A 23,210-nucleotide genomic window follows, 5' to 3' on the forward strand; every position below is an offset into this window, starting at 1 on the left:
CGAGGATCGACCGGTGCCCCGCGCGGGGCCGGCAGGAAAAGGCGGAAGGATCAGATGGCTGCTTTGGACAATGCCGATCGCGGCGAGGCAAGCGAAGTTCGTGAAGGTGTCGACCGCGAGACGGTCGAGACCGTCCAGTCGATGGCCGGCAAGTACAAGTACGGCTGGGAGACCGAGATCGAGATGGACTACGCGCCGATGGGTCTCACCGAGGACATCGTGCGGCTGATTTCGTCCAAGAACGAAGAGCCCGAGTGGATGACCGACTGGCGGCTGGCGGCCTTCCGGCGCTGGCAGCAGCTGGAAGAACCCAAATGGGCGATGGTCGACTATCCCGAGATCGACTTCCAGGCGCAGTATTACTATGCCCGGCCGAAAAGCATGGCCGAAAAGCCCAAGTCGCTGGACGAGGTCGATCCCAAGCTGCTGGAGACCTACCAGAAGCTGGGCATCCCGCTGAAGGAGCAGATGATCCTGGCCGGTGTCGAGGGGGCCGAGGACGCGCCCGCCGAGGGCCGCAAGGTCGCCGTCGATGCCGTCTTCGACAGCGTGTCGGTGGGCACCACCTTCCAGAAGGAGCTGGAAAAGGCGGGCGTGATCTTCTGTTCGATCTCCGAGGCGATCCGGACGCATCCCGACCTGGTGCGGAAGTACCTCGGGAGCGTCGTGCCGCAGTCGGACAACTTCTATGCCACGCTCAACAGCGCTGTCTTCTCGGATGGGTCGTTCGTCTATGTGCCGCCGGGCGTGCGCTGCCCGATGGAGCTATCGACCTATTTCCGCATCAACGCCGAGAACACCGGCCAGTTCGAGCGTACGCTGATCATCGCCGACAAGGGCGCCTATGTGAGCTACCTGGAAGGCTGCACCGCACCCCAGCGCGACATCGCGCAACTGCACGCCGCGGTGGTGGAGATCGTGGTGCTGGACGATGCCGAGGTGAAATATTCCACTGTCCAGAACTGGTATCCCGGTGACGAGAACGGCAAGGGCGGCATCTACAACTTCGTCACCAAGCGTGCCGACTGCCGGGGCGACCGGTCCAAGGTGATGTGGACGCAGGTGGAAACTGGCTCTGCCGTGACGTGGAAATATCCCTCCTGCATACTGCGCGGCGACGACAGCCAGGGCGAATTCTACTCGATCGCCATCACCAACAACTGGCAGCAGGCCGACACCGGCACCAAGATGGTGCATCTGGGCAAGAACACCCGGAGCCGCATCGTGTCCAAGGGGATCAGCGCGGGCCACGCGCAGAACACCTATCGCGGGCTGGTCTCGATGCACCCCAAGGCCAAGAACAGCCGCAACTATACCCAGTGCGACAGCCTGCTGATCGGCAGCACCTGCGGGGCGCATACGGTGCCCTATATCGAGGTGCGCAACAACTCGTCCCGCGTGGAACACGAGGCGACGACGTCCAAGGTGGACGACGACCAGCTGTTCTATTGCCGAAGCCGCGGGATGGACGAGGAAGCGGCGGTGGCGCTTGTCGTCAACGGCTTCTGCAAGGAGGTTCTGCAGGCGCTGCCGATGGAATTCGCGATGGAGGCGCAGCAGCTGGTGGCAATTTCGTTGGAAGGTAGCGTCGGCTGATGGGCTCGTCGTGGTTTGTGCCAAAGACGCATGGCTATGGTGCCTTCCCGGCAAACTGGAAGGGCTGGGCGGCGGTGGCTGTTTTTTCGCTGCTGCTGGGGCTTGTGGCGATTGCGGTTTTCGGCCCGTTGGGGCGGCTGGGTGTGGCGCTGTTCTGGCAGGTGGCGCTGTATTTGCTGCTGACCACCGTTCTGGCGCTTGGGTTTATCGTGATCGCCCGGCGCAAGACGAGCAGTAACTGGCGCTGGCGCTGGGCTGATGATGACTGAGAAAGATACGATGATCGTGACCACCACCCCCAGCATCGAGGGCAAGACCATCACCGCCTATCACGGCATCGCCGTGGGCGAGGCGATCCTGGGCGCCAACGTGTTCCGGGACATCTTTGCCGGGATCACCGACATCATCGGCGGCCGCTCTGGCGCCTACGAGGCGTCGCTGGGCGAGGCCCGCGCGACGGCGCTGCGCGAGCTGGAAGACCGTGCCCGGACGATGGGCGCGAATGCCGTGGTCGGCGTCGATCTCGACTACGAAGTGATCAACAACATGCTGATGGTGTCCGCCTCGGGCACCGCCGTTACCATTGCCTAGGGAAAGAAACATGCTGGAAATCAAGAATCTGCGGGCCTCCCTTGAGGAAGAGGGCAAGGAAATCCTCAAGGGTCTGACGCTGACCGTCGAGGCGGGCAAGGTGCACGCGATCATGGGGCCGAACGGGTCGGGCAAGTCGACGCTGTCCTATGTGCTGGCGGGCCGTGGCGGCTATGAGGTGACCGACGGCGGCGCCACGCTCGAGGGCCGGGACATCCTCGCGATGGAGCCCGAGGAACGCGCGGCGGCCGGGCTGTTCCTGGCGTTCCAGTATCCGGTCGAGATCCCCGGCGTCGGCAACATGACCTTCCTGCGCACGGCCGTGAACGCCCAGCGCAGGACCCGCGGTGAAGAGGAAATGGATGCCGCAACCTTCCTGAAAGAGGTGCGCGCCCGTGCCAAGGAGCTGAAGATCGACGCCGAGATGCTGAAGCGCCCGGTCAACATGGGCTTTTCCGGCGGCGAGAAGAAGCGCAACGAGATCCTTCAGATGGCGATGCTGGAGCCGCGTGTCTGCATCCTGGACGAGACCGACTCGGGGCTCGACGTGGATGCGATGAAGCTGGTGGCCGATGGCGTGAACGCGATGCGCAGCCCCGACCGCGGCTTTCTGGTCATCACGCACTACCAGCGGCTGCTGGACCATATCGTGCCGGACGTGGTGCATATCATGGTGGATGGCCGGATCATCAAGACCGGCGGGCCGGAACTGGCGCTGGAGGTCGAGAAGAACGGCTATGCCGACCTGATCGAGGAGGCCGCGTGATGGCGCTGCCGCAGGCGAAACAGACGGCGACCGAGGAACGGCTGGCCGGGCTGAACCTGCCTGCCGCACCGGGCTGGACACGCCCGGCGCGCGAGGCCGCGCTGGCGCGGGTGCAGGCGATGGGCATGCCGGGGCGGCGTGACGAATACTGGCGTTTTACCAACCCGGCGGACTTCATTTCCGCCGTGCCGGTGCCCGCGACGCATCACGCGCGCCAGAAGGTTCCGGTCTTCGACGGCATGGACCGGGTCAGGCTGGTCTTCGTCGACGGGGTCTTCGATCCGGCCGCCTCGGACGATCCGGCGCTGGCGGGGGTCGAGATCACCCGTCTGGCCGAGGCCCAGGACCAGGACATTCACTGGGCCGCCGAGCTTTACGGCGCACTGGAGGCGCGTGGCCAGAGCCCGGTTGCCCGGCCGCTGGCGGCGCTCAACACCGCCTTTGCGACCGATGGCGTGCTGATCCGCGCGACGGGCCGGGCCGAGAAGCCGGTCAACCTGATCTACCAGCACGAGTCGGAAACCTCTGACGCGATCCTTCACCATGTCATCAAGGTCGAGGCAGGCGCCGACCTGACCATCCTGGAGAACGGCCCGGCCGCGGCGCGGTTCAACAAGGTGATGGAGGTCGACATCGCCGAGGGCGGCGCCTTCCACCATGTCCGGGTGCAGGGGCGCGACCATGACCGCCGCGCGGCCACCCATATCTTTGCCCGGCTCGGCCGCGAAAGCATGTTCAAGTCCTTCACCATGACCGCGAACGGGGCGCTGACGCGCAACGAATGTGTGATCGAACTGGCGGGCGACGACGGCGTGGCCCATGTGGCGGGCGCCTGCCTGGGCGACGGGGCGGATTTCCACCATGACGACACGGTTTTCGTCACCCATGACGCCGAACGCTGTGAAAGCCGCCAGGTGTTCAAGAAGGTGCTGCGGAACGGCGCGACCGGCGTTTTTCAGGGCAAGATCCTGGTTCGGCCCGGCGCCCAGAAGACCGACGGTTACCAGATCTCGCAATCGCTGCTGCTGGATGAGGACAGCCAGTTCCTGGTCAAGCCGGAGCTTGAGATCTATGCCGACGACGTGGCCTGTTCGCATGGCTCGACCAGTGGCGCCATCGACGAGACGGCGCTGTTCTACCTGCGCTCGCGCGGCGTGCCGCGGTCCGAGGCGGTGGACCTGATGGTTCTGTCCTTCATCGCCGAGGCGGTCGAGGAGATCGAATCGGACCAGATCCGTGACGAGATCGTGGAGCGCCTGTCCCGGTGGCTGGCGCGGCACCGGAGGTAGCATGGCTGTCACGACGGAAATCCTGGCCACCTGGCGCGGTCCCCGCGCTGCGTTGCGCCGCCAGTTGCAGGCAGGCAAGCGCGAGGATCGCGCGCTGGCCTACCTGATGCTTGCCTGTTTCCTGATCTTCATCGCGCAATGGCCGCGGCTGGCGCGCGAGTCCTATTTCGATGCGTCGGTCCCGCTCGAGGCGCGGCTTGGCGCGGCGCTGTTCGGATGGATGGCGCTGGCGCCGCTTTTCTTCTACGGCATTGCGGCGTTCAGCCATCTCTTTGCGCGGATGGTCGGCGGCGCTGGCAGTTTCTTCGGGGCGCGTCTGGCGCTGTTCTGGTCGCTGCTGTCGGTGTCGCCGGCCTTTCTGCTGTACGGTCTGGTGGCCGGTTTCATCGGGGCCGGGGCGGCGCTGAATATCGTCGCGTCGCTTCTTACGGTTGCGTTCTTCGCGATCTGGATGTTGTCTCTGGCCGAGGCCGAGGCGCTCGGCCGTGCCTGACATCCAGGGATATCGCCCCATGCCCCAAAGCCCCCTTTCCCTGCTCGCGCTTGCGCGCGACACGATCCGCGACCCGCGCGATGGGGCAAGGCGTGTCCTTGCGTTCGGCCTGCCCGAGGGCGTGCTCTGGCAGGCGCTTGTCGCCGTGGTGGCGATCAGCGTGCTGCTGACCCAGGCCGGCGAATATCTCGTGCCGACGCCGGTGGACCCGCTGTTGCCGGTCTTCATGGCGAACCCGATGCTGACCGCGGTGGTGCAGGGCGGTCTGCTGGTCGTCACGGTCTACGCGATCCACATCATCGGCCGCCGTTTTGGCGGCAGGGGAAGTTTCGCGGGCGCGCTGGCGCTGACCGTCTGGCTGCAGGTCATCATGCTGATGCTGCAGGTGGTGCAGACCGTGTTCCTGATCGTCCTGACCCCCCTGGCGGGCCTGGTCAGCATGTTCGGGATCGGCCTTTTCTTCTGGCTTCTCAGCCATTTCGTGGCCGCACTTCACGGCTTTCCCTCGGCCCTGAAGACCTTTGTCGCGATCATCGGCACGATGTTCGCCATGGTCTTCGGGATGAGCCTCGTGATGTCGCTGCTCGGCATCACCTTTGGCGGAGCGCTGAGCGATGTATGATGTCGAGAAAATCCGCGCCGATTTCCCGATCCTGTCCCGCACCGTGAACGGCAAGCCGCTGGTCTATCTCGACAACGGCGCCTCGGCGCAAAAACCCAAGGCGGTGATCGACGCCGTCACCCGCGCCTATTCGCAGGAATACGCGAACGTCCACCGCGGACTGCACACGCTGTCCAACATCGCCACCGAGAAATACGAGGCCGTGCGCGGCATCGTCGCACGGTTCCTGGGCGCGGCGGACGAGGACGAGATCGTGTTCACCAGCGGCTCGACCGAGGCGATCAACCTTGTCTCCTATGCCTGGGCCGCGCCACGCCTGCAGCCCGGCGACGAGATCGTGCTGTCGGTGATGGAACACCACGCCAATATCGTGCCCTGGCATTTCCTGCGCGAACGGCAGGGGGTGGTGCTGAAATGGGTAGATGTCGACGGGGCGGGCAATCTCGACCCGCAGGCGGTGATCGACGCGATCGGCCCGAAGACGCGGCTGGTCGCCATCACCCACATGTCGAACGTGCTGGGCACCATCGTCGATGTCGCGGCCATCGTGCGGGGGGCGCAGGACAGGGGGGTGGCGGTGCTGGTCGACGGATCGCAGGCGGCCGTCCACATGCCCATCAATGTCGATGCGATCGGCGCCGATTTCTACGCGATCACCGGGCACAAGCTTTACGGGCCCTCGGGGTCGGGCGCGATCCACATCCGCAAGGAGCGTCTGGCCGAGATGCGCCCGTTCCTCGGTGGCGGGGACATGATCCGCGAGGTTCACAAGGACGTCGTGACCTATGCCGATCCGCCGATGAAGTTCGAGGCGGGCACGCCCGGCATCGTCCAGCAGATCGGTCTGGGCGTGGCGCTCGACTACATGATGGGCGTCGGGATGGAAAAGATCGCCGCGCACGAGGCCGATATCGGGTCCTATGCGATGGACCGGTTGAAGGGGTTGAACTGGTTGCAGGTCTACGGCCATGCCGAACGGCGCGGCGCGATCTTCTCGTTCACGCTGGACGGCCCGGCGCATGCCCATGACATCTCGACCGTGCTTGACAAGAAGGGGGTCGCGGTGCGCGCGGGCACCCATTGCGCGGGACCGCTGATGGATCATTTCGGGCTCACCGCGACCTGCCGGGCTTCCTTCGCGATGTACAACACCCGCCAGGAGGTCGACACGCTGGTCGAGGCGCTGGAGCTTTGCCACGACCTGTTTGCCTGAGGCGGCGGGCGGCTAGTCCAGCAGGGTGCCCAGCCCCACCAGCCGGTCGATGGGCGCGTAATCGTCGGTCAGGACCGTGGGGGCCGTGTCGGCCAGCAATCCGTCGATGAACCGGTCGTCGAGCGGGGCAAAGCTGCGCGGCTCGGGGGCGCGCAGCGCCAGTTCGTCAACCGGGCTTTGCGCCTGTCCCGCCACCAGCGCGAAGACCCGCCGCTCGCCGGGCTCGGGCGGCCGCATCTCGGTCCAGACCTCGACCGCGGGGAACACCTCGCGCAGCGTCGCCACGATCGCGGCCAGCGCCTCCAGCCGGTCGGCATGGTCGATCACCGTCATCACGTAGATGCCGTCGGCCACCAGCCGGTCGCGCACCAGTTCGAAGAACTCGCGCGTCACCAGATGCGCGGGCACCGCGATGTCGGTGAAGGCGTCGCCCACCACCACGTCGAAGCGCAGTTCGGGGCGCAGCAACAACGCCCGGCGCGCGTCCTGGTGGATGACCTGCGTGGTCTGCGGGTCGAACCAGAAGTCGCTGGCCGCGATCCGCGTCACCTCGGGGTCGATCTCGGCCACGGTGACCACGCCCGCCCCCCGCGCGGCCCAGATGCGCGGCACCGAATAGCTGCCGCCGCCGATGAAGAAGGCATGAAAGCGGCGGTCCTGCATGCGCATCCGGGTGATCCCGTCCAGCATCGCGGAATGTTCGGTATAGGCAAGCGTGGGGTCGTCCCGCCCCGAGATTCCGTGGGCCAGGTGGTCCAGCACCATCAGCCGCACCGCCCCAGGATCGCCGGGCTCCAGCTCGACGGTCCGGATGCAGAAATACTGGCTTTCCGCGTCGCAGATCCGGGGCAGGGCCAGCCCGCCGCCGGCCAGCCCCAGTGCCCCCGCCAGCGCCGCCAGCGCAGGCAGCCCCGGCCCAGCCGCGGCCAGCCGGAACATCATCGCCGCGACCACCCCGTAACAGGCCGTGACGGTGGCCAGCGTCAGCGCCGCGCCCAGCCACGAGATGAACAGGAACCCCGCCAGCAGCGTGCCCGCGATGGCGCCGATCGCGCCCGAGGCGAACATCGCCCCCAGCGCGTGCCCCGACCGTCCGCCGGCCCGGATCGCGACGATCGACAGTACCGGGGCCGGCACGCCCGCAAAGAACGAGGGCAGGAAGAACACCGCCGCCGCCAGCAGCGTGATTGCCGCCAGCGGCTGGTCGAGCCCTTCGAGCACCGGCCCCGCCACCTGCCGCAGCAGCAGCACCGCCCCGCCGGTCGTGACCGCCGCGCCCAGCATCGCCCACCCGGTCACGCGCAACGCCGGTCCCGTCTCGCGCTCGGCGATCCGCCCGCCCCACCAGTGTCCGGCCGAAAACCCTGCCAGCACCACCGCGATCACCGCCGTCCAGGTGTAGAGCGACATGCCCACATAGGGCGCGATCATGCGGCCCGCCACGATCTCGACCACCAGGCTCGCGGCCGAGACCACGGCTTGCAGCGTGACGAGCAGCCAGAGCGGTGCGGGGCGGTGGGGTCGTGTCATGGCCAAGGCTCGTCTCTGCGGGTTTCCGGACATTAGCGAGCCGCGGACCGGTCTCCGCAAGCGGTTTTTCCCGGCATTTCCGATTGCGGCCGCCCGCGCGCGCCGCTATATCCCGTGTTGAAGCACCCGTAGCTCAGCTGGATAGAGTGCTGCCCTCCGAAGGCAGAGGTCACAGGTTCGAATCCTGTCGGGTGCGCCAATATTATCAGATACTTATGGGGAAGTGGCGCCGGTCTCTCAGGGATCGGGTAAGCGATAGGTAAGCCGCCGACTCCCCCGAACCCATCTGAAACCATCCTGAATCGTTGCCCGCATCCGGTTTCCCCGCCGCCCTTGCCGCCCGCTGGGACCACCTGCGCGCCCAGCCGCCCGCGACGGACGCGGATGACGTTGCCCCCGACTTTTATCCAGCGTGAGCGAGACTCCGGGTCTGAGTTTTGCTGTTTTCGGCGGCGTGGGCAACGGGGGCTGGCGCGGAGCTTTGCCGATGGCGCAGCGTCAGGCAGGTTTCTCCGCGCCATCAGCCCCCCGTATGGCTCATGTGCCGCGACACCTGCCCGTCCGGCGTCTGCCGGGAATAGTCGAAATCGTGGCCTTTGGGCTTCAACGCGATGGCTGCGCGGATGGCCTCTGCCAGTGGCGCATCGTCGTCGGGGTGCGCGCGAAGCGGCCCGCGCAGGTCGGCCATGTCCTCCTGGCCGAGGCACATGAACAGCTCGCCGGTGCAGGTGAGGCGCACGCGGTTGCAGCTTTCGCAGAAATTGTGGGACAGCGGCGTGATGAAGCCGATCTTCTGGCCCGTCTCCTCCAGTCGCACGTAGCGCGCCGGGCCGCCGGTGCGCTCGGCCAGGTCGACCGTGGTGAACCGTTCCTCCAGCCGCGCGCGGACGTCCCTGACCGACCAGTATTGCCCGACCCGGTCCTCGTTGCCCAGATCGCCCATCGGCATCACCTCGATGAAGGTCAGGTCCATGTCGCGGGACGCGCACCAGTCGACGAGGTCGAACAGTTCCTCCTCGTTGAAGCCTTTCAGCGCCACGGTGTTGATCTTGATCCGAAGTCCCGCCTCCTGCGCGGCGTCGATGCCGCTCAGCACCTGGCCGAGCCTGCCCCAGCGGGTGACGCGGGCGAATTTTTCGGCGTCCAGCGTATCCAGGCTGACATTCACCCGGCGCACGCCCGCCGCGGCCAGATCGTCCGCAAAGCGTTCCAGTTGCGAGCCGTTCGTCGTCAGCGTCACCTCATCCAGCGCGCCGGTATCGAGATGCCGGCCGATCGACCGGAAGAAGGTCAGGATGTCGCGGCGCACCAGGGGCTCGCCCCCAGTGATGCGCAGCTTGCGCACGCCCAGCCCGATGAACGCGGAACAGAGCCGGTCCAGTTCCTCCAGCGTCAGAAGCTCTTTCTTCGGCAGGAAGGTCATGTTCTCTGCCATGCAGTAGACGCAGCGGAAATCGCACCGGTCGGTGACCGAGACGCGCAGGTAGGTGATCGCGCGGGCGAAGGGGTCGATGAGGGGTGGCTGCTGCAACATGCCGCAGAAGGTAGGGGCGCGCAGCTGTTGTCGCAAGCGTCTTTCGGGGGCGGGCACAAGCGGCTAGGCTGGCATCGAACGGCCAGGGAGGCGGACCGGATGGCACGGACGGGCGGAATGTGGGCGGCGCTGGCGCTTGCGGGCTGTGCGGCGGTTCCGGCAGAGCGGCCGGTATCCCCGGCCGAGCCCGGCGCGCCGCTTTCGGTGCTGCGCCCGCCACCGCCCGGGGCGCGAACCGCCGAGGCGTTCGATACCACCACGCCCGCCGAGCGCGCGGCCGCCACCGCCGCGCCGCGCGCGCCCGAGGCGTTGCTGGGCCGGACCGTGGCCAGTCTCGGCGATCCGGCAGATCCGGGATTCTGGGCGGTGACGCCGCTGGTCGCCCGCGTGCAGCCGGGGCGCCTGGTGGATTCGGCGACCGGGTTCAGCGTGCTGGTCGAACTGCGCCCGCGCGAGGCCGAGGCGGGGGCGGGCACGCTGGTCTCGCTGCCGGCGCTGCGTGCGCTGGGGGTGCCGCTGACGGCGCTGCGCGAGATCTCGGTCTTCGGCGCGGCGCCCTGAGGCGGAGGGGAGGGGCGGATGGACGACCGCAGGCTTCTGCCGGTTCAGGACGACTGGGACATGATGCGGGCAGGGTTCCGGTGGCAGGTTCCCGAGCGGTTCAACATCGCGCGGGCCTGCTGCGACGACTGGGCGGACGAGGACCCCGCCCGGATCGCGGTGATCGACGCGAGCGATGGCGACCGGGACTGGAGCTATGGCGCGCTCAAGGATGCCTCGGACCGGCTGGCCACGGTGATGGCGGCCTCGGGCGTGGGGCCGGGCGACCGGGTGGCGGTGCTGCTGCCGCAGGCGCCCGCGGTGCTGGTGGCGCATTTTGCCGCCTACAAGATCGGCGCCGTGGTGCTGCCGCTGTTCACCCTGTTCGGGCCGGACGCGCTGGCATACCGGCTGGCCGACAGCGGCACCCGGCTGGTCGTCACCGATGCCGAGGGGGCGGGCAAGCTGGCGGCGCTGCGCGACCGGCTGCCCGATCTGACGCATGTGCTGTCTGTCGACGGCGGCCCGGCGCGCGATCTGTGGGCCGAGATCGCCGCCGCCCGGCCGATCGCCGCGCCCCGCGACACGCTGGCCGAGGATCCGGCGGTTCTGATCTACACCTCGGGCACCACCGGCCCGCCCAAGGGCGCGCTGCACGCCCACCGCTTCCTGATCGGGCATTTGCCGTCGATCGAGCTGCACCACCGCGGCTTTCCGCAACCTGGCGATCGCGGCTGGACGCCGGCGGACTGGGCCTGGATCGGCGGGCTGATGGACATGGCGATGCCGTGCCTTTACTACGGCGTGCCGCTGGTGGCCTGCCGGATGCGCAAGTTCGACCCGGTGGACGCCTGGGCGCTGATCGACCGGCTGAAGGTGCGCAACCTGTTCCTGCCGCCCACCGCGCTCAAGCTGATGCGCGGCACACCGGTCCCGCCGGGGGTGCGCCTGCGCAGCGTGGGATCAGGCGGCGAGAGCCTGGGCGCCGACCTGCTGGACTGGGGCCACCGGACGCTGGGGCTGACCATCTGCGAATTCTATGGCCAGACCGAGTGCAACCTTGTCATCACCTGCGTGCCCGAGTTGATGAAGGCGCCGCCGGGGGCGATGGGGCGGGCGGTGCCGGGCTTTGACGTGGCGGTGATCGGGGCGGACGGCGCGCCCGTGCCCCCCGGTACGCTGGGCGAGATCGCGGTCAAGCGGGGTGCGGCCTCGATGTTCCTGGGCTATTGGGGGCTGCCCGACAAGACCGCCGCCAAGTTCTCGGGCGAGTGGATGCGCACGGGCGATCTGGGGATCTGCGATCCGGCCGGGCATTTCACCTATGTCGCGCGCGACGACGACGTGATCACCTCGGCCGGCTACCGGATCGGCCCGACCGAGATCGAAAATTGCCTTGTCGGCCATCCCGACGTGGTGATGGCCGCCGTGGTGGGCGAGCCCGATCCCGTGCGGACCGAGATCGTGGTCGCCCACGTGGTGCTGCGCGAGGGCGCGGAATGGCAGGGGCTGGAAGAGGCGTTGATCCAGCGGGTGCGGGACCATGTCAGCCCCCATCTTGCCCCCCGCAAGGTGATCCGGGCCGACAGCCTGCCGATGACCGCGACCGGCAAGATCATGCGCCGGGCGCTGCGGGGCGGGTAGGGGCGCGGGGCGCCCCGCTCGGCCATGCGACCCCATCCGGCGTTTTCAAGCCTGTGCAACTGGTCTATGCAGGCGGCCAGCACAAGGAACGGGGGATCCCATGTCGGTCTCGATGCTGTCGACCTTCGTCAAACCCATGCATCCCGAGGGCCGCAGGTTCGTGGCCATCGCCGCGGGGATCACGCTGGTCGCCTTTCTGATCTGGGCGCCGCTCGGCTGGATCTGTGCCGGGTTGACGGTCTGGGTCTACTACTTCTTCCGCGACCCCGTGCGGGTCGTGCCCGACCGGCCCGGCGTGATGGTATCGCCCGCCGACGGGATCGTGTCGTTGCTGTCGCCCGCGGTGCCGCCCGCCGAACTGGGGCTGGGCGACCGGCCGATGCTGCGGGTGTCGGTCTTCATGTCGGTCTTCAACTGCCATGTGAACCGGCTGCCCGCTTCGGGGCGGATCGTCGCCGTCGCCTACCGGCCGGGCAAGTTCCTGAACGCCTCGCTTGACAAGGCGTCCGAGGACAACGAGCGCAACGGGCTGGCGGTGGAACTGGAGGACGGGCGGCGCTATGGCGTGGTGCAGATCGCGGGACTGGTGGCGCGGCGCATCCTGTGCTGGTCGGCCGAGGGGCAGCGCCTGGCCACGGGCGAGCGGTTCGGCCTGATCCGTTTCGGGTCGCGGCTGGATGTCTACCTGCCCGAGGGGGCGCGGCCGCTGGTCGCGATTGGCCAGACCATGGTGGCGGGCGAGACGGTGATCGCCGACCTGGGCGCCGCGCCCGGCGCCGAGACGACCCGATGAAACGCTTCGGCCCGCGCAATTCCGACAGCCTTGACCGGGTGCCGGTGCTGCAATTGTTGCCGAACATGGTGACGCTGGCCGGGATGTGCGTCGGGCTGACCTCGATCCGCTTCGCGATGGACGAACGCTTTGGCGCGGCGGTGGTCCTGATCCTGCTGGCCGCGGTGATGGACGGGCTGGACGGGCTGATCGCGCGGCGGTTGCAGGCCACCTCCGAGATCGGCGCGCAGCTTGATTCGCTGTCGGATTTCCTGTGCTTCGGGGTCGCGCCGGCGGTGCTGATCTACAAGTTCCTGCTGGCGCCCGCGGGCAGCCTGGGCTGGATCTTCGTGCTGGTCTTTGCGGCCGCCACCTGCCTGCGGCTGGCACGGTTCAACGTGATGTCGGGCAAGGCACAGGACGTGGACACGGCCAATACGCATTTCCTGGGCGTGCCGGCGCCCGCAGGGGCGATGCTGGGGCTTCTGCCGGCCTTTGCGACGCTGGGGGGCGTGGTGGCGTTCGACCAGGCGCCGCTGGTGGTGGCGGTGTGGATCGGGATCGTCGCTGTCCTGATGATCTCCAAGCTCAGGACGCTGTCGCCCAAGGCGATCCGGGTGCCGCGGCGGCTGATCGGTCCGATCATGTTCGCCACCGTGATCGGCATCGGGCTGACCTTCTCGCGGCCCTGGTTGCTGCTGCTGGTGCTTGATCTCGTCTATCTGGGGCTGGTGCTGCGCAGCCTGATCGAGGCGCGGGGGCGGCTGTTCGGCTGAAAAGCCGGGCCGGGCGAGGGTGCGCGCGCAAACAAAAGGGGGGCCGCCCATCGGGCGGCCCCTTCTGTCTCAGCGGTCCTCGACCTCGACATAGTCGCGGCGGGTCGGCCCGGTATAGAGTTGTCGCGGCCGGCCGATGCGCATGTTCGGGTCGGCGATCATTTCCTTCCACTGCGAGATCCAGCCCACCGTCCGGCTGACCGCGAAGATCGGCGTGAACATCGAGGTCGGGAAGCCCATCGCGTCGAGGATGATGCCCGAATAGAAGTCGACGTTCGGATAGAGCTTTTTCGACACGAAATACTCGTCTTCCAGCGCGATCTTCTCGAGTTCCATCGCGACCTTGAGGGTCTCGTTGTTCTCTATGCCCAGAAGCTCCAGCACCTCGTGGGCCGACTGCTTCATCACCTTGGCGCGCGGGTCGAAGTTCTTGTAGACCCGGTGGCCAAAGCCCATCAGCCGGAACGGGTCATTCTTGTCCTTGGCGCGGGCCACGAATTCGGGGATGCGGTCGACCGTGCCGATCTCGCGCAGCATTTCCAGACAGGCCTGGTTGGCGCCGCCATGGGCGGGCCCCCAGAGGCACGCGATGCCGGCGGCGATGCAGGCGAACGGGTTCGCCCCCGAGCTTGAGGCCAGCCGCACCGTCGAGGTCGAGGCGTTCTGTTCGTGGTCGGCGTGCAGCGTCAGGATCCGGTCCATCGCGCGGGTCAGGATCGGGTCGACCTCGTATTCCTCGGCCGGCACGGCAAAGCACATGCGCAGGAAGTTCGAGGCATAGTCCAGATCGTTGCGCGGATAGACGAAGGGCTGGCCCACCGAGTACTTGTAGGCCATCGCCGCGATGGTCGGCACCTTGGCGATCAGCCGGATCGAGGCGACCTCGCGCTGCCAGGGATCGTTGACATCGGTCGAGTCGTGGTAGAAGGCCGACATTGCGCCGACCACGCCCACCATGACCGCCATCGGGTGCGCGTCGCGCCGGAACCCGGTGAAGAAGCGGTGCATCTGTTCATGCACCATGGTGTGGCGCGTCACGCGGTTCTCGAAATCCTCCAGCTCGGCGCCGTTCGGCAACTCGCCGTAGAGCAGCAGGTAGCAGACTTCGAGATAGTGCGATTTCTCGGCCAGCTGGTCGATCGGATAGCCCCGGTGCAGCAACTCGCCCTCGTCGCCGTCGATGAAGGTGATCGAGCTTTCGCAGGACGAGGTCGAGGTAAAGCTGGGGTCGTGGGTGAACACCCCCATCTTGCCGTAGAGCTTGCCGATGTCGATGACGTCGGGACCTGCCGTGGGGCTGAGCACCGGCAAGTCCATCGACTTGTCTCCCAGGGTAAGCGTTGCGGTTCTCGTGCTGTCGGCCATGGATGTCCCTCTTTTGTCGAGAGACCGGGCCGCGTTCCCCTGCGGCACGGTCGGTGGCGTGCGGGGGCGTGCGGCGTTCCCGTGCCTCAGCCCTGGGCGTCAGCGAGCCGGGCGAGCGTTTCCTCCCGGCCGATGACGAGCATCATGTCGAACACGCTGGGCGAGACCGTCCGCCCGGCAAGCGCTGCGCGAAGCGGGGCTGCGAGCTTGCCGAGGGTGGTCCCGTGGGCCTCGGCAACCTGCTTGACCGCCGCTTCCAGCGCGTCGCGTTCCCAGCTAGCACTTTGCAAGTGCGGCGTCAATTGAGCCAGTATACCACGGGATACACCATCCAGGGCCTGCGCCGCCTTCTCGTCCGGCACGACAGGGCGTTCGGCAAGGATGAAATGCGCCTTTTCAACAAGCTGCGGGAAGGTCTTAACCCCCGGCTTGAGCAGGGGCAGCGCGTCGGAAAGCCCGGCATCCTGCCGTGCGTCAAGGGCGGGCTGACCGGTTGCGGCCAGAAACGCCTTCAATTCGCGCAGCAGCGCAGCATCCTCCATGGCGGCGAAATGCTGGCCGGACAGGTTCTCCAGCTTCTTGAAGTCGAACCGGGCGGGAGAGCGGCCGATTCCCTCCAGCCCGAACCACGCCTGCGCCTGCGCGTCTGTGAAGAACTCGGCGTCGCCATGGCTCCAGCCGAGCCGCGCCAGGTAGTTGCGCATGCCCGCCGCCGGATAGCCCATGGCGCGGTATTCCTCGACCCCCAGCGCGCCGTGACGTTTCGACAGCTTCTTGCCGTCGGGGCCGTGGATCAGCGGAATATGCGCCCAGATCGGCACGTCCCAGCCCATCGCGGCGTAGATCTGCATCTGGCGCGCGGCGTTGTTCAGGTGATCGTCGCCGCGGATCACATGGGTCACGCCCATGTCGTGATCGTCCACCACCACGGCCAGCATGTAGGTGGGCGTCCCGTCCGAGCGCAGCATCACCATGTCGTCGAGCTGGTCGTTGCCGATCCGCACATCGCCCTGCACCCGGTCCTCGATCAGCGTCACGCCGTCGCGCGGCGCCTTCAGCCGCACCACATAGGGCGCGTCGGGATGGGTCGCGGGGTCGGCGTCGCGCCAGGGGCTCTGGAACAGGGTGGATCGCCCCTCGGCGCGGGCCTGTTCGCGGAACGCCTCGATCTCGTCCGGCGTGGCAAAGCACTTGTAGGCATGGCCCGCCGCCAGCATCTGGTGCGCCACCTCGGCATGGCGGGGGGCGCGTTCGAACTGGCTGACCGGCTCGCCATCCCAGTCGAGCCCCAGCCAGGTCAGCCCGTCGAGGATCGCCGCCGTCGCCTCCGGCGTCGAGCGGGCGCGGTCGGTATCCTCGATCCGCAGCAGGAACTTCCCGCCCCGGCCCCGCGCGAACAGCCAGTTGAACAACGCCGTCCGCGCCCCCCCGATATGCAGGAACCCCGTGGGCGACGGGGCGAAACGGGTGACGACGGGGGTATCCGGCACGGGTGTTAACCTTTTGTTCATCATGGTGGAGATAACGTTTCCGCCTGTCTAGGAGATCGCTGGGGAGAGAACAAGCGGTGGGGCCGCTCCGCGCGCTCGAGGCCCGGAGGGGGCACCTGTTCCCGTGGACGCCGGTTCTGCTGGCCCTCGGCATCGGGCTCTATTTCACCCTGCCGGCCGAACCGCCCCTCTGGGCGTTCGCCACGCTCGGCGGGCTGGGCCTTGCCGCGATGCTTGCCGCCTGGAAGGGGCCGGAACTCTCGGGGCCCGTCTTTACCGCGCTGGCGCTGGTTGCCTTTGGCGTGGTGCTGGCCGGTGCCCGGACCCAGATGGTGGCCGCCCCCAAGCTCGATCACCGGTATTACGGTGTGGTCGAGGGTCGCGTGCTGATCCTGGACCGATCGCTGTCCGATGCGCCGCGGATCACGCTGGATCAGGTCTGGCTGGAACGGGTGCCGCAGGCCAGGACACCGGCGCGGCTGCGGATTTCGCTGCACGGGCAGGGCGGCGTGACCGACCCGATGCCGGGCACGCGGATCGCGATGATGGCGCATCTGTCGCCGCCCTCGGCGCCTGCGGAACCCGGCGGGTTCGACTTTCGCCGCCATGCGTGGTTCGGCGGGCTGGGGGCGGTGGGCTATGCTCGCACGCCCGCGGTTGCCATCGACCCGCCCGAGGGTGGGCTGTCGCTGATCGTTCACCGCGCGCGGATGCACCTTTCGGCGGCCCTGCGGGCGCGCATCCCGGGCGACCAGGGGGCGTTTGCCGCGGCGATCCTGACCGGCGACCGCTCGGCGATCTCGCGCGAGACGGTGCAGCAGTTGCGCGATTCCAACCTCGCGCATCTGCTGGCGATCTCGGGGCTGCATATGGGCCTGCTGACCGGTGTGGTCTTTGCCGCGCTGCGCCTCGGGCTGGCGCTGATCCCCGCGGTCGCGCTGCGCCTGCCGACCAAGAAGCTGGCCGCGATCGGCGCCCTGGCCGCGGGGGCGGTCTATCTCGCGCTGTCGGGCGGCAACGTGGCAACCGAGCGGGCCTATATCATGGTCGCCGTGGTGCTGGCCGCGGTGCTGGCCGACCGAAGGGCGCTGACGTTGCGCGCCGTGGCCTTTGCTGCGCTGATCATCCTGGTCCTGTCCCCCGAAAGCCTGACCCAAGCGGGATTCCAGATGTCGTTCGCCGCCACGACCGCGCTGATCGCGGTCTTCGGGGCATTGCGCGACCTGCCCGAGGGGATGTGGCGTCCGCCCCGCTGGATGAATGGCGCGCTGGCGGTGGTGCTGTCCTCGGCGGTGGCGGGGGTCGCGACGGCGCCCTTCGGGGCTGCGCATTTCAACCAGATGTCGCAATACGGCCTGCTGGCGAACGTGCTCAGCGTGCCGTTGATGGGACTGCTGGTGATCCCGGCCGCGGTCGCCGCGGCCTGTCTGGCGCCGTTCGGGCTGGCCGTGCTGGGGCTGGAGCCGATGCGGCTGGGCATCGCGTGGATCCTGGGGGTTGCGGACCGGGTTGCCGGGCTTGATGGTGCGGTCTGGCCGGTCGTGGCGCCGCAACCCTTGGTGCTGCCCATGATCTCGCTGGGGGCGCTGTGGGTGATCCTGTGGTCGGGGCGGGCGCGGCTGGCGGGCGTCGTCCCGGTCCTCGCGGCGCTTGTCCTGTGGTCCCAGGCCGAGCGCCCGGCGCTGTTGATCGCGGAAAGCGGCGGCCTGATCGGCGCCATGGGCCCCGAGGGGCGCGCGCTGTCCAAGCCGGGCGGCGAGGGGTTCGTCGCGCTGTCCTGGCTGGAAAACGACGGCGACCGCGGCACGCAGGAGGCGGCCTTTGCCCGGCCGGGGCTGGCGGGCGAGCGCGGGGATCAGCGTGTCGATCTGGACGGCACCCTCTTCACCCTCGTGACCGGGCGCGGCTGGGCCGAACGGATCGCCCCGGCCTGCGCCGCGGGCTGGGTGGTGGTGCCGCAGGTCGTGGAGGACGCCCCCGAGGGGTGCCGCCTGCTGGACCGCGCGCGGCTGGCCGAAACCGGCGCCGTGGCGGTCTACGCCGCGACGGACGGGCCCCGTCTTGTTTTCGCTCGCGATGCGGCGGGCGACCGGCCGTGGACCCGGTAGGGGCGCAGCATGCGCCGCCGCGTCAGTAGCTGCGGATCAGACCAACAAGGCGGCCCTGCACCTTCACCTTGTCAGAGGGCAGGATGCGCGTCTCGTAGGCCGGGTTCGCGGCCTCGAGCGCGATCATGTCGCCGCGGCGGCGAAACCGCTTCAGCGTCGCCTCCTGGTCGTCGACCAGCGCCACCACGATCTCGCCGTTCTCGGCGGTATCCTGTTCGCGGATCACCACCACGTCGCCATCGTTGATCCCGGCCTCGATCATCGAATCGCCCTTGACCTCGAGCGCATAGTGCCGCCCGCGGCCCGACAGCATGCTGCCCGGCACCGCCACGTTGTGCGAGACATGGCTGATCGCCTCGATCGGCGTGCCCGCCGCGATCCGGCCCATCAGCGGCACCTCGATCGCGCCCGCCGTCTCGATCTCCCGCGCACCGGCCGGCGGCGCGGGCGGCGGGCCGTCGCCCTCGATCACCATCGGCCTGAACCCGCGGGATTCCAGTGCCTCGGGCAGCTTGACGATCTCGATCGCACGCGCCCGGTGCGCCAGCCTCCGGATGAAGCCGCGTTCCTCCAGCGCCGTGATCAGCCGGTGGATGCCGGATTTCGAGCGCAGGTCCAGCGCGTCCTTCATCTCGTCGAACGAGGGCGGCACGCCGTCCCTCTGCATCCGCTTGTGGATGAATTCAAGAAGATCGAGTTGCTTGCGGGTGAGCATGGGGCGTCCTACTCATGGGAACCGTTCGCCCATGTTCTAGGCATGTTCACGTTTTGTGTCAAGTTTCATGGGGTCAGAGCCGGATATACTCGGCCGGTTCCCCGGCGCGCCGCGGTCCGTCGCCGGGCGGGCGCACGATCAGCGCGTCGGCCTCGGCAAGGATGGTCAGCAGCGCGCTGTCCTGCGTGTCGAAGGGCGCAAGGCCCGCGCCGGTGATCCGGGCGCGCATGTAGTGTTCGCGCGGGCCGTTGGAGTCCAGATCCCGGGCAAGCACACCGGTCAGGCGCGGGGCGGGCCCCGCGGGCAGGCCCTGCATCACGCGCAGGACGGGCAGCAGGAACAGCGTCGCGCAGACCAGCGCCGAGACCGGGTTGCCCGGCAGGCCGATCATCGCGGCCCCGCCCATCCGGCCCGCCATCAGCGGTTTCCCGGGCCGCATCGCGACCTTGTAGAAGGCCTGCTCCATGCCCAGGTCGGCCGCGACCTTGCCCACCAGGTCGTGGTCGCCCACCGACGCGCCACCGATCGTCACGATCAGGTCGGCACCTTCTGCCAGCCCGAACACCGCCTTGAGCGAGGCCTCGGTATCGCGCGCGATCGGCAGCAGACGCCCGATGCCGCCCTCGGCCTCGACCATCGCCTTCAGGCCGAAGGCATTGGACGCGATGATCTGGTCGGGGCCCGGCACCTCGCCCGGCATCACCAGTTCGTCGCCGGTGGCGATGATCGCGACCTCGGGGCGGCGGTGGACGGGCAGGGTGGGCAGGTTCATCGCGGCGGCCAGCGCCAGATCGGCGGGACGCAGGCGGCGGGGGGCGGCGATGCTGTCGCCTTCGGCGAAATCGGCCCCGGCCGGGCGGATATTGGTGCCGCTGCCGAGCGCGTCGCCCAGCGTGATGCGATCGCCATCGCGCGAAACGTCCTCCTGTATGACGACGCGGTCGGCGCCCACGGGGACCGGCGCGCCGGTAAAGATGCGCACGGCCTGGCCGGGGGCGAGCGTGCCGCCAAATCCCTCGCCCGCGCGCGACGTGCCGATGACGATCAGCGCCGCGCCGGCGTGGAAATCGGCGGCGGCGATGGCGTAGCCGTCCATAGCCGAGGCGGCGAAAGGGGGCTGGGTCAGGCGGGCGGAGACCGGCCGGGCCAGCACACGGCCTGCGGCACCGGCCAACGGCACCTCCTCGACCGGGGTGGGCGCGACAAGGGCGAAGACCTTGTCCAGCGCCTCGGCGACGGAGATCATGCCCCCGCCTCGTAGCGGCCGGACTTGCCGCCCTCCTTGAGCGTCAGGCGGATGCCGCCGATCTCCATGCCCTTTTCGGTGGCCTTGAGCATGTCGTAGACCGTCAGCGCGGCGACCGAGACCGCGGTCAGCGCCTCCATCTCGACGCCGGTCTGGCCCGTTGTGCGGACGGTCGCGGCAATGCGGATGCCGGGCAGGTTCGCGTCGGGGGTCAGGTCCAGCGCGACGCGGGTGATGGGCAGCGGGTGGCACAGCGGGATCAGGGTCGAGGTCTGCTTGGCGCCCATGATCCCCGCCAGCCGCGCCACGCCCAGAACGTCACCCTTGTCTGCGCGGCCTTCCCGCACAAGATCAAGCGTTTCCGGCCTCATCCTCACGTAGCCTTCGGCCACCGCGAGCCGTGCCGTCACGGGCTTGTCGGACACGTCCACCATATGGGCGCGTCCCTCGGCATCGAAATGGGTGAGGCCTGCCATCACTGGGCGCCCATATCCGGATTGGTGAGCAGCGCGCGGGTCGCCGCGGCCACGTCGGCCTGACGCATCAGGCTTTCCCCGATCAGGAAACTGCGCACGCCAAAGCGGGCCATCTCGGCCAGATCGGCGGGCGTGTTCAGGCCGGATTCGCTGACGATCTGGCGGCCCTCGGGCACCCCGCGGGCCAGTTGGCGCGTCGTCTCAAGAGAGGTCTCGAACGTATTGAGGTTGCGATTGTTTATGCCGATCAGGGTGGATTTCAGCGCGCAGGCACGGTCCAGTTCCTCGGCGTCATGCACCTCGATCAGCGCATCCATTCCCCAGCGCCGCGCCGCGTCCTCCAGTTCGGCGGCCTGCGCGTCGGACACGCTGGCCATGATGATCAGGATGCAGTCCGCCCCCAGCGCGCGGGCCTCGGCCACCTGATAGGGGTCGTACATGAAATCCTTGCGCAGGCAGGGCAGCTTGACCGCGTTATGCGCCTCGGTCAGGTACTCTTTCGCGCCCTGGAACGATGGCGTGTCGGTCAGCACCGACAGGCAGGTGGCGCCGCCCTCGGCATAGGCGCGGGCCAGCGCGGGCACGTCGAAATCGGGACGGATCAGGCCCTTGGACGGGCTGGCCTTCTTGATCTCGGCGATCAGGCCATAGCCCTTCTGCGCGGCCTTGTGCAACGCGGCGGCAAAGGGGCGGACGGGCGGCGCAGCCTTGGCGCGGGCCTCGATTTCCGACAGCGGGTGGGTGGTCTTGTCGGCGGCGATCTCGTCCAGCTTGTACGCCTTGATGCGGTCGAGGATGGTTGCGCTCATGCGGCCTCCGAGGTGATTTGCGCCAGACCCTTCACCTTGGCCCGGGCCTTGCCGCTGTCGATGCTTTCCGATGCAAATTCAACACCTTCTCGCAAGTTATTCGCGCGACCTGAGACGACCAGCGCGGCGGCGGCGTTGTAGAGCACCGCGTCGCGATAGGCCGAGGGCTCGCCGTCCAGCAGCGCGCCGAAGGCGCGGGCGTTGTGTTCGGGCGTGCCGCCCAGGATGTCCTCGAACAGGTGTTCGGGCAGGCCCGCCTCTTCGGGGTGCAACTCGCGCTCGGTGACCTGGCCGCTCTCCAGCATCGCGACAAAGGAGATGCCCGAGATCGACAATTCGTCGGTGCCGTCGCCGCCATGGACCAGCCAGGCGGCCTCGGAGCCCAGCGCGGCCAGCGTTTCGGCCATGGGCCGGATCAGCGTGCGCGAGAAGGCGCCGGTCAACTGGCGTCTCACCCCCGCGGGGTTGGTCAGCGGACCGAGGATGTTGAAGATCGTCCGCGTGCCAAGCTCGGCGCGGGTCGGGCCGACATGGGCCATCGCCGGGTGGTGCATGGGCGCCATCATGAAGCCGATGCCGACATCTTTCAGCGCCTTTTCAACGATATCCGGGCCGACCATCACGTTGATGCCCATCTGGGACAGCGCATCCGCCGCGCCCGATTTGGACGACAGGTTGCGGTTGCCGTGCTTGGCCACCGGCACACCCGCGCCTGCGACCACGAAGGCCGCCGCGGTCGAGATGTTCAGCGTGCCCTTGCCGTCGCCCCCGGTTCCGACGATGTCCATCGCCCCCTCGGGGGCGGTAACCTTGCGGCACTTCGATCGCATCACCGCGGCCGCGGCGGCGAATTCGTCCACCGTCTCGCCCCGGGTGCGCAGCGCCATCAGCAGGCCGCCGATCTGGCTGGGGGTCGCCTCGCCCTCGAACAGCGCCTCGAACGCGGTCTCGGCCTCGGCGCGGGTCAGCGGGCGGTCGGCCGCGATGCCGATCAGCGGCTTGAGGGCGTCGCTCATGCGGGTTCCTTCACGCTGTCTAGAAAGGTCTTCAAGAGGGCGTGGCCATGTTCCGAGGCGATGCTCTCGGGGTGGAACTGCACGCCATGGATCGGCAACGCGCGGTGGCGAAGGCCCATGATCGTTCCATCCTCCAGCCAGGCATTGACCGCCAGGCAATCGGGCAGGGTCTCGCGCTCGACGATCAGCGAGTGGTAGCGGGTGGCCTGGAAGGGGCTGGGCAGGTCCGCGAAGATGCCGGTTCCGTCGTGGTGGATCGTGCCCATCTTGCCATGCACGATCTCGTGGGCGCGGACGACGCGGCCGCCGAACGCCTCGCCGATGGTCTGGTGGCCGAGGCAGACGCCCAGCAGTGGCGTGCCGGTCTCGGCGGCGGCCGTCGTCAGCGCAAGGCAGATGCCGGCCTGTGCCGGGTCGCAGGGCCCGGGCGACAGGATGATCGCCGACGGTGCCATCGCCATCGCCTGCTGAACGTCCATCGCATCGTTGCGGACCACGCGCGTCTCGGCGCCCAGTTCGCCCAGGTAGTGGACGAGGTTCCAGGTGAAGCTGTCGTAGTTGTCGATCAGAAGCAGCATGGTCGCGCCATATGCGAAAGGGGGTGAACCCGGTGCCGGGT

At 68.3% G+C, this 23,210-nt stretch carries 23 protein-coding genes and 1 tRNA gene; 14 read left to right on the forward strand and 10 right to left on the reverse strand.

The features are described from left to right. Positions 1-54: 54 nt before the first annotated feature. From sufB to EV655_RS06035, 8 genes are read left to right on the forward strand one after another with little or no spacing between them, the layout of a single operon-like run. The gene (gene sufB, locus EV655_RS06000) at positions 55-1,596 is read left to right on the forward strand and encodes a Fe-S cluster assembly protein SufB (protein ID WP_132542870.1); all 1,542 of its coding nucleotides are present in this window, start codon (positions 55-57) and stop codon (positions 1,594-1,596) included. Beyond that, complete coding sequence (locus tag EV655_RS06005) at positions 1,596-1,865, forward strand: hypothetical protein (protein WP_132542872.1); 270 nt, start codon at positions 1,596-1,598, stop codon at positions 1,863-1,865. The genes sufB and EV655_RS06005 overlap by 1 nt, the downstream gene beginning before the upstream one ends. Before the next feature lie 10 nt (positions 1,866-1,875). Continuing rightward, positions 1,876-2,187: a heavy metal-binding domain-containing protein gene (locus EV655_RS06010; RefSeq protein ID WP_132543252.1), complete on the forward strand. Its 312-nt coding sequence runs from the start codon at positions 1,876-1,878 to the stop codon at positions 2,185-2,187. A 10-nt stretch (positions 2,188-2,197) separates the two neighbouring features. Continuing rightward, positions 2,198-2,953 carry a Fe-S cluster assembly ATPase SufC gene (sufC, locus tag EV655_RS06015; RefSeq protein WP_132542874.1) on the forward strand — a complete coding sequence of 252 codons (756 nt, stop codon included), beginning with the start codon at positions 2,198-2,200 and terminating at the stop codon, positions 2,951-2,953. Further along, positions 2,953-4,242, forward strand: coding sequence for a SufB/SufD family protein (locus EV655_RS06020; protein WP_132542876.1), 1,290 nt, complete (start codon positions 2,953-2,955; stop codon positions 4,240-4,242). Before sufC ends, EV655_RS06020 begins: the two co-directional genes overlap by 1 nt. Position 4,243: 1 nt before the next feature. Continuing rightward, positions 4,244-4,735 (forward strand): YIP1 family protein, encoded by a 492-nt coding sequence (locus EV655_RS06025; RefSeq protein ID WP_132542878.1) that lies wholly within the window; start codon positions 4,244-4,246, stop codon positions 4,733-4,735. 19 nt (positions 4,736-4,754) lie between these two features. Next, entirely contained in the window at positions 4,755-5,357 is a 603-nt protein-coding gene (locus EV655_RS06030; RefSeq protein WP_132542880.1) for a Yip1 family protein, read from the forward strand. Beyond that, on the forward strand, positions 5,350-6,570 hold the full coding sequence (locus EV655_RS06035; protein ID WP_132542882.1) for a cysteine desulfurase: 1,221 nt from the start codon (positions 5,350-5,352) through the stop codon (positions 6,568-6,570). Before EV655_RS06030 ends, EV655_RS06035 begins: the two co-directional genes overlap by 8 nt. A 12-nt stretch (positions 6,571-6,582) precedes the next feature. On the opposite strand, the gene EV655_RS18600 is transcribed toward EV655_RS06035, so the two are convergent. Further along, the gene (locus EV655_RS18600) at positions 6,583-8,100 is read right to left on the reverse strand and encodes a fused MFS/spermidine synthase (protein WP_165905286.1); all 1,518 of its coding nucleotides are present in this window, start codon (positions 8,098-8,100) and stop codon (positions 6,583-6,585) included. A gap of 122 nt (positions 8,101-8,222) precedes the next feature. Here EV655_RS18600 and EV655_RS06045 point away from each other — a divergent pair. Further along, a tRNA-Arg gene (locus EV655_RS06045) sits at positions 8,223-8,299 on the forward strand. Positions 8,300-8,620: 321 nt separating this feature from the next. Here the strand turns inward: EV655_RS06045 and moaA are convergent. Next, positions 8,621-9,634, reverse strand: a complete 1,014-nt coding sequence (gene moaA / locus EV655_RS06050) for a GTP 3',8-cyclase MoaA (RefSeq protein WP_132542884.1) — start codon at positions 9,632-9,634, stop codon at positions 8,621-8,623. A 99-nt stretch (positions 9,635-9,733) separates the two neighbouring features. Between moaA and EV655_RS06055 the strand changes: the two genes are divergently transcribed. The 4 genes from EV655_RS06055 (at position 9,734) to EV655_RS06070 (ending at position 13,366) form a co-directional block, all read left to right on the forward strand. Beyond that, positions 9,734-10,195 (forward strand): D-galactarate dehydratase, encoded by a 462-nt coding sequence (locus tag EV655_RS06055; RefSeq protein WP_243645002.1) that lies wholly within the window; start codon positions 9,734-9,736, stop codon positions 10,193-10,195. 18 nt (positions 10,196-10,213) lie between these two features. After that, on the forward strand, positions 10,214-11,818 hold the full coding sequence (locus tag EV655_RS06060; RefSeq protein WP_243645003.1) for an AMP-binding protein: 1,605 nt from the start codon (positions 10,214-10,216) through the stop codon (positions 11,816-11,818). A gap of 100 nt (positions 11,819-11,918) precedes the next feature. Beyond that, complete coding sequence (locus tag EV655_RS06065; protein WP_132542886.1) at positions 11,919-12,611, forward strand: phosphatidylserine decarboxylase; 693 nt, start codon at positions 11,919-11,921, stop codon at positions 12,609-12,611. Further along, positions 12,608-13,366 (forward strand): CDP-alcohol phosphatidyltransferase family protein, encoded by a 759-nt coding sequence (locus EV655_RS06070; RefSeq protein WP_132542888.1) that lies wholly within the window; start codon positions 12,608-12,610, stop codon positions 13,364-13,366. The genes EV655_RS06065 and EV655_RS06070 overlap by 4 nt, the downstream gene beginning before the upstream one ends. A gap of 69 nt (positions 13,367-13,435) precedes the next feature. Here the strand turns inward: EV655_RS06070 and gltA are convergent, their stop codons facing one another. Together gltA and gltX are read right to left on the reverse strand one after the other, a co-directional pair. Beyond that, on the reverse strand, positions 13,436-14,731 hold the full coding sequence (gene gltA / locus EV655_RS06075; RefSeq protein ID WP_132542890.1) for a citrate synthase: 1,296 nt from the start codon (positions 14,729-14,731) through the stop codon (positions 13,436-13,438). A gap of 86 nt (positions 14,732-14,817) precedes the next feature. Then, positions 14,818-16,221 (reverse strand): glutamate--tRNA ligase, encoded by a 1,404-nt coding sequence (gene gltX, locus EV655_RS06080; protein ID WP_424511302.1) that lies wholly within the window; start codon positions 16,219-16,221, stop codon positions 14,818-14,820. 77 nt (positions 16,222-16,298) lie between these two features. On the opposite strand from gltX, the gene EV655_RS06085 reads away from it, so the two are divergent. Further along, on the forward strand, positions 16,299-18,329 hold the full coding sequence (locus tag EV655_RS06085; protein WP_132542892.1) for a ComEC/Rec2 family competence protein: 2,031 nt from the start codon (positions 16,299-16,301) through the stop codon (positions 18,327-18,329). Positions 18,330-18,351: 22 nt separating this feature from the next. Here the strand turns inward: EV655_RS06085 and lexA are convergent, their stop codons facing one another. The 6 genes from lexA to EV655_RS06115 all read right to left on the reverse strand — a co-directional run bounded on the left by lexA (position 18,352) and on the right by EV655_RS06115 (position 23,169). Beyond that, entirely contained in the window at positions 18,352-19,044 is a 693-nt protein-coding gene (lexA, locus tag EV655_RS06090) for a transcriptional repressor LexA (protein WP_132542894.1), read from the reverse strand. Positions 19,045-19,117: 73 nt separating this feature from the next. Continuing rightward, positions 19,118-20,290 (reverse strand): molybdopterin molybdotransferase MoeA, encoded by a 1,173-nt coding sequence (locus EV655_RS06095; protein ID WP_132542896.1) that lies wholly within the window; start codon positions 20,288-20,290, stop codon positions 19,118-19,120. Further along, the gene (gene moaC, locus EV655_RS06100) at positions 20,287-20,766 is read right to left on the reverse strand and encodes a cyclic pyranopterin monophosphate synthase MoaC (protein WP_132542898.1); all 480 of its coding nucleotides are present in this window, start codon (positions 20,764-20,766) and stop codon (positions 20,287-20,289) included. The genes EV655_RS06095 and moaC overlap by 4 nt, the downstream gene beginning before the upstream one ends. After that, a complete protein-coding gene (gene trpC / locus EV655_RS06105) occupies positions 20,766-21,575 on the reverse strand; it encodes an indole-3-glycerol phosphate synthase TrpC (protein ID WP_132542900.1) in 810 nt (269 codons plus the stop codon). Before trpC ends, moaC begins: the two co-directional genes overlap by 1 nt. Continuing rightward, on the reverse strand, positions 21,572-22,591 hold the full coding sequence (gene trpD / locus EV655_RS06110) for an anthranilate phosphoribosyltransferase (protein ID WP_132542902.1): 1,020 nt from the start codon (positions 22,589-22,591) through the stop codon (positions 21,572-21,574). Before trpD ends, trpC begins: the two co-directional genes overlap by 4 nt. Next, a complete protein-coding gene (locus EV655_RS06115) occupies positions 22,588-23,169 on the reverse strand; it encodes an anthranilate synthase component II (RefSeq protein WP_132542904.1) in 582 nt (193 codons plus the stop codon). Before EV655_RS06115 ends, trpD begins: the two co-directional genes overlap by 4 nt. Positions 23,170-23,210: the final 41 nt, after the last annotated feature.

The sequence above is a fragment of the Rhodovulum euryhalinum genome, from assembly GCF_004342445.1.
GTDB classification, from domain to species: domain Bacteria; phylum Pseudomonadota; class Alphaproteobacteria; order Rhodobacterales; family Rhodobacteraceae; genus Rhodovulum; species Rhodovulum euryhalinum.